This is a genomic window from Rahnella sp. NRRL B-41462, from assembly GCF_003263525.1.
Taxonomy (GTDB): Bacteria; Pseudomonadota; Gammaproteobacteria; order Enterobacterales; family Enterobacteriaceae; genus Rahnella; species Rahnella aceris.
The window spans coordinates 1-11,333 of sequence record NZ_JYDF01000123.1 but is presented as its reverse complement, the minus strand read 5'-3'; the positions used below and the strand labels follow the sequence as shown (position 1 = coordinate 11,333).

Sequence of the window (11,333 nt, the reverse complement as noted above, 5' to 3'; positions counted from 1 at the left end):
CAGGGCTATTACGGCGGATTAATCGATTTGCTCGGGCAGCGCTTTATCGAAGTGTGGTCGAGCATTCCGACGCTGTTCCTGATTATTATTCTGGCCAGCGTGGTGCAACCCAACTTCTGGTGGCTGCTGTTGATCACCGTGCTTTCTGGCTGGATGATGCTGGTGAGCGTGGTGCGCGCCGAATTCCTGCGTACCCGTAACTTTGATTATATCCGCGCCGCGCAGGCGATGGGCGTCAGCGACCGCGCTATCATGTGGCGTCATATGCTGCCTAATGCGATGGTCGCCACGCTGACCTATCTGCCGTTTATCCTATGCGGCTCGATCACCACACTGACGTCACTGGATTTTCTCGGTTTCGGCCTGCCGCTGGGCTCGCCATCGCTGGGTACACTGCTGATGGAAGGGAAGAATAATTTGCAGGCGCCGTGGCTGGGGATCAGCGCTTTCGTGGTGCTGGCCGCGCTGCTGTCATTATTGATTTTCATTGGTGAAGCCGTTCGCGATGCCTTCAATCCGTCCGCACACCATAATGAGGTGCTCTGAAATGACAGACGCTGCGTTATCCGCCCCGTTACTGCAAATCAAAAATCTCAGCGTCGCATTCCGTCAGGGAAAACAGCAACGTGAAGTGGTCAGCAATGTATCGCTCGATATCCGTGCCGGTGAAACCCTGGCGCTGGTGGGTGAATCCGGCTCCGGCAAAAGCGTCACTGCGCTGTCAGTGTTGCGTCTGCTGCCCTCTTCCGTGGTCTATCCGCAGGGCGATATTCTGTTTGCCGGACAATCCTTACTGAACGCAGATGCCAGCACATTGCGCCAGATCCGCGGCAACCAGATTTCGATGATATTTCAGGAACCGATGGTGTCGCTAAATCCGCTGCATACCATCGAAAAACAGCTGACTGAAGTGCTGACGCTGCACCGTAATCTTCACGGTGATGCAGCACGCACTGAAATTCTTCGCTGTCTGGATCGCGTGGGTATTCGTCAGGCCGCCTCACGCCTGCGGGATTTTCCACACCAGCTTTCCGGCGGTGAACGCCAGCGCGTGATGATTGCCATGGCGGTGCTAACCAGGCCAAAGCTGCTGATTGCCGATGAACCAACCACCGCGCTGGACGTCTCCGTGCAGGCGCAGATTTTATCGCTGCTCGACGAGCTCAAGCAGGAAATGGGGATGGCGATGCTGTTTATCACCCATAACCTGCGCATAGTGCGCCGTCTGGCAGACACCGTAGCAGTCATGCAACACGGGCGCGTCGTGGAGCAGCAATCACGTACCGCACTTTTCAGTCAGCCTCTGCACCCTTATACCCGCCAGCTGTTACAAGCCGAACCACAGGGTCGCCCGCAGCCGCTGACCGGTAAACCGCCTGTTCTGCTGGATGTGAAAAATCTGGATGTCGGTTTTCCCGTCAAACGCGGCCTGCTGCGTCGCACGGTCGGCATCAAACACGCGGTGAACCAGGTCAGTTTCCAGCTTCGCCGGGGAGAAAGTCTCGGTGTGGTGGGCGAGTCCGGTTCAGGCAAAAGCACCACCGGGCTGGCATTGCTGCGTTTGCTCAAATCGCAAGGGGAAATCTGGTTTGACGGCCAGCCACTGCATGCTTTCTCGCGTAAGAAAATGCTGCCGTTCCGCAGCCGGATTCAGGTGGTGTTTCAGGATCCTTTCTCTGCGTTAAATCCGCGCTTTACCGTCGGGCAAATCATCGCTGAAGGTCTGCTGGTGCATCGCAACGTCAGTGAACAGGCGCGCGATAAAGCAGTGATCCGCGCAATGCAGGAAGTGGGGTTGGATCCGCAATCCCGCCACCGCTACCCGACGGAGTTTTCTGGCGGCCAGCGCCAGCGTATCGCGATCGCCCGTGCGTTAATTTTACAACCGGAAATGCTGATCCTGGATGAACCTACGTCGTCGCTGGATAAATCGGTTCAGGCGCAGATTCTGACCATTTTAAGTGAGTTACAGCAACGTCACGGCCTGACATATCTGTTTATCAGTCATGATTTACACGTGGTGCGGGCTTTGTGCCATCAGCTGATGGTGTTGCGAAACGGAGAAGTGGTCGAACAGGGAGAGTGTGAGCAGATTTTTACTGCACCGCAGCAGGCTTATACCCGCGAATTACTGGCCGCGTCAGATGCTTTCGACACCCACCAGCGCTGAGACGCAGGCAAAACACGCCGGAATGCCTCGGGATTGCGGCGTGTCAGAAAGGATAAAGTGCGGTTACAGATTCCGCGATCGCTGCACCGATATTTTTCAGGCAACAGAGCGTGGCACTTTCATCTTCACGATGAACGAATAAACACGGCTCACCGTCGATTTCGACAATCGCCGCTTTTACCTGAATATCTTCTAATGCATCAGTGAGCTGATGCATCACCTGCCAGGCGAATTCGCCCTCATGGCTGAGCAGTTTCAGGCCGATCAGGTTGTTATCTTCATCATTACCAGGCAGCGGAATCGGTTCAACTTTGATACCCGCAAAACCTGACAACCAGCGATAACTTTGCGGCAAACGATGTACTACCGAAAGTTGGATATTATTCACGTCGTTCCCCAGACAATGATACATGCAAATTATTTACACGCTGTTTTTACAAAATAGCTACAACCACACTGCTTAAGTTATAGCCGACAGGCTGCTCTTTGCCTACTCTTCGTTCAAATTATTAACATTGAATTAACGTAATAGGATACAAATTGACAGACTGTTGCTAATTTTATGTCTGCTCCCGACCATATTGAGAGGCAGATCTCATTTTGGCTTATTTGTAACCTTTTACGCCTTTATTAACAACCACTTTAATCAATTGTCGCTACCTTTCGATACTTATTTTTTTACATTTAATATACAAATCAAACTACGTAAACATGACTAATTCCGCACTAAAATGATTATTATCAACAGGATAGTTAAGTCAGAGGAGTTAAGAATGATGCGGTATCGGTTAATTTCATTTTGAAATGAACCTGTTGGTTACATTTTTTATCGTCGCGCATCATACGTTAAAATCTGGATCTAATGTTAATAAATCCGCACAATTTGTTTGCACAAATCCCTCTTCTCTGGCTTATCATCCGCATCGTTATAAGTGGTATACCCTATCGGGACAGACATCGGCAAAACTAACCCGCTGATAAATCTCGTATTACGCAAATTATAATAAGAATCAGACAGCGAACTCCCTGCCTTTTGGCAAAAACCCATTCCCAGAGAGAAAGAGATGGAAAACGATCCTTCAATCATTGGAAGCAACACACCCGAAAATGGAACCGGTTTCAGTCGTCGTGAACTCCTCAAAGGCCTGACGTCTGCGATGGTGGCAACTACCCTGCTCGGCTTCCCGTTCCTGAGCCAGGCGGAGAAAGAAACCGCCACGCAGGATCCGGTTATCTTCGGCCAGTTCTACCTGGTATCGCAGGCTATCACTGAACATAAAAATATCAGCGAAGGCTCTTCCGCACAGATTTTCAACGCATTCTATCGCTCACAACCCGACTTCCCTGCGCAGGTCAGCAAACTACACGCGCTGGTGAAACCCGGTCAGGCAGCGAAGGATTTGCAGGAAGTGGCAAAGCAAAACGGTTTGGGTGAACTGGTGACCCGCATCGTCACCGCCTGGTATACTGGCACGGTTGGACATGGAACCGATTCCATTTTAATTGCATACAAAGATGCGCTGATGTATCGCCCGGTCAGTGACGGCCTGATTGTGCCCACTTACTGCGGAAACGGTCCGCTGTACTTCACCGCCGCACCTCCCGCCGCTGCGATGCCTGAATCCATGAATGCTGATCGTTTTACTAATCCTTCTGAAACACATGTTGTGAGCAAAGCCTGATGAAAAAACCAGAATTTACGGCAGACGGCGATGCGTCTGCTGATGTGATTGTTGTCGGTTCCGGTATCGTGGGCGGCATGATTGCCGATCAGCTGGTCAGCCAGGGATATTCCGTTCTGGTGCTGGAAGCAGGTTTGCGCATTGAGCGCGCGCAGGCCGTTGAAAACTGGCGCAACATGCCTTTCGAAAACCGCGCTGGCTCTGACTTCCAGGGGCTTTACCCGCAGTCTGAAAAAGCCCCCGCACCGCTGTACTTCCCGGAAAATAACTACGTCCATCTGACCGGGCCGAGCGCCAGCAGCTTCAAACAAGGTTATCTGCGCACCGTCGGCGGCACCACCTGGCACTGGGCAGCATCCTGCTGGCGTCACGTTCCCAACGATTTCAAAATGAAAACGTTGTACGGCGTGGGCCGCGACTGGCCAATTTCCTATGATGAACTCGAACCTTATTACTGCCGTGCTGAAGAAGAAATCGGCGTAGCCGGTCCGAATGACCCTGAGTTGCAGTCGCCTTCTGAGCGTAGCAAACCCTATCCGATGGAACAGGTGCCTTACGGTTACGGCGACACCCGTTTTGCTGAAATCGTCAACCCGCACGGATACCGTTCCGTGCCAATTCCGCAGGGTCGCAGTACGCGTCCGTGGAATGGCCGCCCGACCTGTTGTGGCAACAACAACTGCCAGCCAATCTGCCCGATTGGTGCGATGTATAACGGAATTGCGCACGTCGAACGCGCTGAGAACAAAGGTGCCGTGGTACTGGCTGAAGCGGTGGTCTACAAAATTGACACGGATGAAAACAACAATGTGACCGCCGTTCACTGGCTGGATAATCAGAAGAAATCGCATAAAGCGACCGGTAAAGTGTTCGCGCTGGCCTGTAACGGCATCGAGACGCCACGCCTGTTGCTGATGGCCGCTAACGAAAAAAATCCAAACGGTATCGCCAATTCGTCTGATCATGTTGGTCGTAACATGATGGATCACTCCGGTTTCCACTGCACGTTTATCGCCAAAGAGCCGCTGTGGATCGGTCGTGGTCCGGCGCAGAGCAGTTGTCTGGTCGGCCCGCGCGATGGCGATTTCCGCAAAGACTATTCTGCCAACAAAATGATCCTCAACAACATCAGCCGCGTGATCCCTGCGACCTCTAAAGCGTTGCAGATGGGGCTGGTGGGCAAAGAGCTGGATGAAGAAATCCGCCGCCGTTCCATCTTTGGCGTGGATTTGTCCATCAGCCTGGAACCGCTGCCGGATCCGAATAACCGCCTGACACTCAGCACCACCCGTAAAGATCCACACGGTTTGCCGTGCCCGGATATTCACTACGATGTCGGGGATTACGTGCGCAAAGGCGCGGAAGCGGCTCACAAGCAGCTTGAGCACATCGGTTCCCTGTTCATGGCAGAAGAATTCAATATCACCACCAGCCTGAACGCCAACAACCACATCATGGGCGGCACCATCATGGGCAGTGATCCGAAAGATTCTGTAGTCAACGGCGAATGCCGCGCACACGACCACGCTAACCTGTGGTTGCCGGGCGGCGGCGCGATCCCGTCCTCCAGCGTGGTGAACAGTACGCTGACTATGGCCGCACTCGGCCTGAAAGCCGCCGATGATATGGCGAAAAAACTGGCAGGTGCCGCATGAAGAAACTTCTCACCGCCTGCCTGCTGAGCGCATCGCTAAGCGGATTCGCCTTCGCTGCGGACAATCAGGCTGAACTGATCCGTCAGGGGCAAGAAGTGGCGACAGCCGCCGACTGTCAGGCCTGCCATACTGCCCCGGAAGGCGGTAAAACGTTTGCCGGTGGCTATGAAATCCATTCACCGATGGGCACGATTTACACCACCAACATCACACCGTCGAAACAGTTCGGTATCGGTAATTACACCGAAGCACAGTTCACCCGCGCGGTGCGGGAAGGCGTTCGCCCTGACGGTGCCAATCTGTATCCGGCCATGCCTTACACTTCCTACAGTCATATGAGCGATGCCGACATGCATGCGCTGTATGTCTATTTCAAAGAGGGTGTGAAGCCGGTCGAACAACCGAATGTTGAAACTGCCCTGCCGTTCCCGTTCAACATGCGTATTGCGATGGCGGGCTGGAACATGATGTATCTCGACAGCACGCCGTTTAAGCCGGATCCGTCGAAAAGTGAACAATGGAACCGCGGTGCGTATCTGGTCAACGGTGCCGGTCACTGTGATACCTGTCATACGCCACGTAACCTGATGATGGGTTCTGTGACCGATAAACCGCTGGCAGGCGGCATGGTCGGCCCGTGGTATGCCCCGAATATCAGCTCGGATCCGGTCAGTGGTATTGGTAACTGGTCGCAACCTCAGCTGGTGGAATACCTGAAAACGGGCCGCACCGCCGGGAAAAACCAGGCAGCGGGCGGTATGGCGGAAGCGGTTCAAAACAGTCTGCAATACATGTCTGACAGTGACCTGAACGCGATTGCTTTCTACCTGAAAAACAGCACGCCGGTGCGTGACCCGCGTGATACGCAGGCGGCGGACACCTTCGGTAAACCGGTGAACGTGGAAGAAGGTTTACGCGGCGCGCACCCGTTTAATGCGAACAAAACCATCGACAACGGTGCGGCACTGTTCAGCGGTTATTGCGCCAGTTGCCACCAGCCGGACGGTTCTGGCAGCGAAAATCAGGCATATCCGTCGCTGTTCAACAATACCGCCACCGGCATGGGTAATGCGTCTAACCTGATTTCCGCCATTCTTTACGGCGTGGATCGACAGGTCGGCGACCATCACGTACTGATGCCGAAATTTGGCGTGGGCTCGTATGTCGGTCAGTTAGATGATCAGCAGATTGCTGACATCTCCAACTACGTGCTGAAAAACTACGGCAATGCGGCCATTCAGGTCAGCGCACATGATGTCGCGGTGTTACGCGCAGGCGGTCCGGTGACATTACTGGCGAAACTGCAACCGTTTATGGCTCCTGCAATGGTGGCTGGCGTGATTGTTCTGCTGGTGCTGATTTTCTGGCTTGGCCGGAAACGCAAAACCAAAGCAGCGTAATCCGTACACTGAAATGCAAAACGCCCTGTTTGGGCCGTTTTTTATATGCGGATCTGAAAACTAACCGCGCCCGACCAGCGGCATGGCGCTCGCCATTACGGTCATGGTCAGCACGTTAGTGTCGAGCGGTAAACCGGCCATAAACGCCACCGCCTCACCGACGCGCTCCACCGGGATCACCGGTTCCTCAGCGATATGTCCGTCCGCCTGCATTCTGCCTGCCAGCGCTTTATTGCCCATATCCGTCGCCGCATTGCCGACATCGATTTGCCCGCAGGCAATGTTGAACGCGCGACCATCGAGCGCGGTGGATTTGGTCAGTCCGGTAATCGCGTGCTTGCTGGCGGTGTACGGCGCAGAATTCGGGCGCGGCGACTGCGCCGAAATCGAACCGTTGTTGATGATACGTCCGCCTTGCGGCGTTTGTTGTTTCATCAGTTTTACCGCCGCCTGCGTACACAAAAAAGCGCCGGTGAGATTGGTATTGATCACCGACAGCCAGTCTTCCACCGGCAGTTGTTCGATCGGCACATCCTTCACGTTATTACCGGCGTTATTGAACAGCAAATCCAGACGTCCGAAGGTTTCGTGAATATCCTGAAACAGCGCGGCGACTGACTGCGGGCTGGTCACATCCAGCTGGCGCGCCACCGCCTGTCCCGGCGCAAACAGCGCAACGGCCCGCTCCAGCTTTTCTTTGTTTCGTCCGGCCAGAATCACGGTAAATCCAGTCGCTTCCAGCGCTTTCGCAGCGCTCAGACCGATACCGCTGCCCCCGCCAGTGATTAATGCGATTTTGTTCATTGAGCCTCCTATACCGCAGCTAACATGCCGCCATCGATAAATAAAAGATGACCATTCACAAAATCTGACGCCTTTGAAGATAAGTACACTGCGCCGCCCACCAGCTCTTCAGGATTGCCCCAGCGTGCAGCCGGCGTGCGTTTACACAGCCATTCGGAGAACTCTTTGTTATCGACCAGCGCCTGGGTCATGTCAGTTTTGAAATAGCCCGGCGCGATGCCGTTCACCTGAATATTGTAACGTGCCAGTTCAACGCACATGCCACGGGTCAGCATTTTTACTGCCCCTTTTGAGGCGGCATACGGCGTGATGGTGTCGCGGCCCAGCTCGCTTTGCATGGAACCGATATTGATAATTTTGCCGCGCTCACGTTGGATCATGTAACGCGCCACCGCCTGCGATACCAGGAACACAGATTTCTGGTTTACGGCAATCACGTCGTCCCAGTCTTTTTCCGGAAACTCGGTGAATTTATGGCGGCGCTGGATACCGGCGTTATTCACCAGCACATCAATCGGCCCGATGGTGCTTTCGATATGGTCAATCGCCTGATTCACCGCCTGACTGCGAGTGACATCAAACGACACGGCATGGGCGATAAAGCCTTCTGCACGCAGGGCTTCGGCCGCTTTTTGCGTGGATTCCTGTTGTGTACCGTTAACGATAATTTCCGCGCCATGCTGCGCCAGCCCTTTCGCCAGCAGGAAACCCAGACCGCGCGTCGAGCCGGTAATCAGAATCTTTTTATTGTCCAGTGAGAAGAGATTTGTCATGACGTTGGCCTTATTGAACGCTGATTTAAAAAATTAGCTTCACTACACCGGTTTACCCCGCGCTAAACTGTGATGCAGATCACCTGATGGAATGTTAAAAAACCCTGTTACTCCGGGTGTGATCATCATCATTTTGATAACAATCTCCGGCGCTTTCTGTTTCAATAACAAGGTATATTTGCAGGCCCAATCAGGAAAACTCCGCATGAGAAACCAGCGTGTGACACTACAGGACATCGCCCAACTGGCGGATGTCACGAAGATGACGGTGAGCCGTTTTCTGCGCACGCCGGAAAAGGTGTCTCCTGAAACCCGCGAACGCATCACGAAGGTGATGGAAGAAGTGGGATATCCGCTGGAAGAAGCCCGCGGACCGGCCAAAGCGCCGCGTATCGGCATTTTAGTGCCGTCATTTAACAACCAGATTTTCTCCGACTTACTGGCGGGCATTGAGTCGGTCACTTCCGCGCAGGGCTTTCAGACGCTGGTCGTCAATTACGATTACAGCAAAGAGCGCGAGGAAGAACACATCATTAATCTGCTCGGTTATCAGCTTGCCGGACTGATCCTCACGGATTCCGTGCATACCCTGAAAGCCGATAAGTATCTGAATGCCGCAGAAATTCCTGTTGCGCAGGTGATGGATCTCGACGATCCGCACGGGCGGATTGCCGTCGGTTTTGATAACCAGCAGGCCGGTTACGATATGGCGAATACGTTGCTCGCCAGCGGCAAAGAACATGTGGTGTATTTCGGTTCGATGTCAGATGCCCGCGACCAGAAGCGTTATCAGGGTTACAGCCGCGCAATGGATGAACGCGGGCTGACGCCGGTGCATATCACGCCTAATAAAGTGTCGTCGGTATCTATCGGTGCGGGCATGCTGGCCATGGCGCGTCAGTTATATCCGCAGACCAACGCTATTTTGTGTACCAATGACGATATTGCCGTCGGCGTGTTACAAGAATGTATCAAACAAGGGATCCGCGTCCCGCAGGATATGGCAATTTCCGGTTTCCACGGGCTGGATATCGGCCTCGCCACTACACCATTATTAGCCAGCGTGATCACCCCGCGCTTTGAGATGGGGAAAGTGGTGGCAGAGATATTGCTCAAAAAAATCAGGAACCTGCCGACGATCGAAAGGGTGGATTTGCATTACCGTATTTCCCTCGGCGGCACCATTTAATCCTCCTTTCCCGTCCATTTCTCCCCCTTCGTCCTGCACGCCAACTCCGGTGCAGGATCACGTAAGTGGTAACACCTTTTCTTAACATAATTCAACGTGACTCCTGTCACGAAATACTTTCCTCAAAATGCTTTTATTAAGCCATCACCGGTTACAGGCACACAGAGGAAAGAATATGGATAATAAGATTCCTAAGGCTCGCTGGCTTCGAGTAATAACGCCAATCCTTATCGCTTGCATTATTTCCTTCATGGACAGGGTCAATATTAGTTTCGCCATGCCCGGCGGGATGGACGCGGAATTAGGGATTACCGCTTCAATGGCCGGTCTGGCCGCCGGTATCTTCTTTATCGGCTATTTATTCCTGCAGGTGCCGGGCGGCAGCCTGGCGGTACACGGCAGCGGACGGAAATTCATTGCCTGCTCATTGATTGCCTGGGCGGTGATCTCCATCCTGACCGGCTTTATCACCAATCAGTATCAGCTGTTGTTCCTGCGCTTTGCGCTGGGTGTGGCAGAAGGCGGGATGCTGCCGGTGGTGCTGACGATGGTCAGCAACTGGTTCCCTGATAAAGAACGTGGCCGCGCCAATGCTTACGTGCTGATGTTCGCGCCGCTCGGCGGGATGATCACCGCGCCGTTGTCCGGTTTGATTCTTGATACGCTCGACTGGCGCTGGTTGTTCATCATCGAAGGGGCATTATCTTTCGTGGTGATGCTTTTCTGGTGGTTCACCATCAGCGACCGTCCGGAAGAAGCGAAATGGCTGTCAGAGCGTGAACGCGACTATCTGGTGACGGAACTGAACCGCGAACGCGAAGCCCTGAAAGCCCTGGCGCCGGTAAACAATGCGCCGCTGAAAGAGGTGTTCCGTAACAAGTCTATCGTCAAACTGATCATCATTAACTTCTTCTATCAGACCGGGATTTACGGCTATACCTTGTGGCTGCCGACCATCCTGAAAAACCTGACCGGCGGTGACATGAGTTCGGTGGGTATGCTGGCGATTATTCCTTACGTCGGCACCATGCTGGGGATCCTGGCAATGTCGGTACTGTCGGATAAAACCGGTAAGCGCCGTATGTTCATCGCCCTGCCGCTGTGTGGCTTTGCCGCCTGTCTGGCAGCGTCTGTGGCATTCGGTCATAACATCATGGCGGCCTACGGTTTCCTGGTCGGTGCCGGTTTCTTCCTGCAAGCCGCGACCAGTGCCTTCTGGACCATTCCGGGCAAAGTCACCACGCCGGAAGTCGCGGGGAGCGCACGCGGTGTGATTAACGGTCTGGGGAATCTTGGCGGGTTCTGCGGACCCTATCTGGTCGGCGTGCTGGTCAGTCTGTACGGCCAGAGCACCGCGATTTATGCGCTGGTAGCCTCATTGCTGATTGCTGCGGCGGTCACCACCCTGCTGCCAAAAGAGTGCGACATGGCGCTGGTGCCGGGTGCGAAAGCCAAAGCCATGGCGGATGAATACGCCCGTGCCAAAGCCGCGCGCAGGGTTCAGGGAGTGAAAGCAGAAGTGGTTTAATGATCCAAAACGGTGCTGGTTTAGCTCCTCCCCCTGCGAAGGGGGAGGTTGGGAGGGGGTTTTAAAGGCTAACCCCTTGTTAAAGAAAACGTTAGCTTTCTGATTTTGACCTTAATCACACCCACCCCAACC

10 protein-coding genes are annotated in these 11,333 nt (G+C 53.8%); 7 read left to right on the top strand and 3 right to left on the bottom strand.

Features of this window, described 5'->3' with window-relative positions; genetic code table 11:
* A partial coding sequence (locus UC14_RS23490) for an ABC transporter permease subunit (RefSeq protein WP_157962149.1) occupies positions 1 to 546 on the top strand: 546 nt, incomplete at its 5' end.
* A 1-nt stretch (position 547) separates the two neighbouring features.
* On the top strand, positions 548 to 2,170 hold the full coding sequence (gene yejF, locus UC14_RS23485; RefSeq protein ID WP_112198533.1) for a microcin C ABC transporter ATP-binding protein YejF: 1,623 nt from the start codon (positions 548 to 550) through the stop codon (positions 2,168 to 2,170).
* A gap of 43 nt (positions 2,171 to 2,213) precedes the next feature.
* Here the strand turns inward: yejF and UC14_RS23480 are convergent, their stop codons facing one another.
* Positions 2,214 to 2,558: a YejG family protein gene (locus UC14_RS23480; RefSeq protein WP_015689537.1), complete on the bottom strand. Its 345-nt coding sequence runs from the start codon at positions 2,556 to 2,558 to the stop codon at positions 2,214 to 2,216.
* 676 nt (positions 2,559 to 3,234) lie between these two features.
* Here UC14_RS23480 and UC14_RS23475 point away from each other — a divergent pair.
* The 3 genes from UC14_RS23475 to UC14_RS23465 are packed head-to-tail and all read left to right on the top strand — an operon-like array spanning position 3,235 to position 6,907.
* Positions 3,235 to 3,852 (top strand): sorbitol dehydrogenase family protein, encoded by a 618-nt coding sequence (locus UC14_RS23475; RefSeq protein WP_037036152.1) that lies wholly within the window; start codon positions 3,235 to 3,237, stop codon positions 3,850 to 3,852.
* Positions 3,852 to 5,507 (top strand): GMC family oxidoreductase, encoded by a 1,656-nt coding sequence (locus UC14_RS23470; RefSeq protein WP_112151188.1) that lies wholly within the window; start codon positions 3,852 to 3,854, stop codon positions 5,505 to 5,507. Before UC14_RS23475 ends, UC14_RS23470 begins: the two co-directional genes overlap by 1 nt.
* The gene (locus UC14_RS23465; protein ID WP_112198532.1) at positions 5,504 to 6,907 is read left to right on the top strand and encodes a cytochrome c; all 1,404 of its coding nucleotides are present in this window, start codon (positions 5,504 to 5,506) and stop codon (positions 6,905 to 6,907) included. The genes UC14_RS23470 and UC14_RS23465 overlap by 4 nt, the downstream gene beginning before the upstream one ends.
* 60 nt (positions 6,908 to 6,967) lie before the next feature.
* On the opposite strand, the gene UC14_RS23460 is transcribed toward UC14_RS23465, so the two are convergent.
* Positions 6,968 to 7,711: an SDR family oxidoreductase gene (locus tag UC14_RS23460; protein ID WP_013574642.1), complete on the bottom strand. Its 744-nt coding sequence runs from the start codon at positions 7,709 to 7,711 to the stop codon at positions 6,968 to 6,970.
* 8 nt (positions 7,712 to 7,719) lie between these two features.
* Positions 7,720 to 8,484: a gluconate 5-dehydrogenase gene (gene idnO, locus UC14_RS23455; protein ID WP_013574641.1), complete on the bottom strand. Its 765-nt coding sequence runs from the start codon at positions 8,482 to 8,484 to the stop codon at positions 7,720 to 7,722.
* A gap of 205 nt (positions 8,485 to 8,689) precedes the next feature.
* Here idnO and UC14_RS23450 point away from each other — a divergent pair, with 205 nt between their 5' ends.
* Together UC14_RS23450 and UC14_RS23445 are read left to right on the top strand one after the other, a co-directional pair.
* A complete protein-coding gene (locus tag UC14_RS23450) occupies positions 8,690 to 9,673 on the top strand; it encodes a LacI family DNA-binding transcriptional regulator (RefSeq protein WP_013574640.1) in 984 nt (327 codons plus the stop codon).
* Between the two features lie 175 nt (positions 9,674 to 9,848).
* A complete protein-coding gene (locus UC14_RS23445) occupies positions 9,849 to 11,201 on the top strand; it encodes an MFS transporter (RefSeq protein WP_112198531.1) in 1,353 nt (450 codons plus the stop codon).
* Positions 11,202 to 11,333: the final 132 nt, after the last annotated feature.

Coding starts and splice junctions, on each gene's coding strand:
- idnO (WP_013574641.1), bottom strand. CDS start 8,484: ATGACAAATCTCTTCTCACTGGACAATAAAAAGATTCTGATTACCGGC.
- UC14_RS23450 (WP_013574640.1), top strand. CDS start 8,690: ATGAGAAACCAGCGTGTGACACTACAGGACATCGCCCAACTGGCGGAT.
- UC14_RS23445 (WP_112198531.1), top strand. CDS start 9,849: ATGGATAATAAGATTCCTAAGGCTCGCTGGCTTCGAGTAATAACGCCA.
- UC14_RS23460 (WP_013574642.1), bottom strand. CDS start 7,711: ATGAACAAAATCGCATTAATCACTGGCGGGGGCAGCGGTATCGGTCTG.
- UC14_RS23470 (WP_112151188.1), top strand. CDS start 3,852: ATGAAAAAACCAGAATTTACGGCAGACGGCGATGCGTCTGCTGATGTG.
- UC14_RS23465 (WP_112198532.1), top strand. CDS start 5,504: ATGAAGAAACTTCTCACCGCCTGCCTGCTGAGCGCATCGCTAAGCGGA.
- yejF (WP_112198533.1), top strand. CDS start 548: ATGACAGACGCTGCGTTATCCGCCCCGTTACTGCAAATCAAAAATCTC.
- UC14_RS23475 (WP_037036152.1), top strand. CDS start 3,235: ATGGAAAACGATCCTTCAATCATTGGAAGCAACACACCCGAAAATGGA.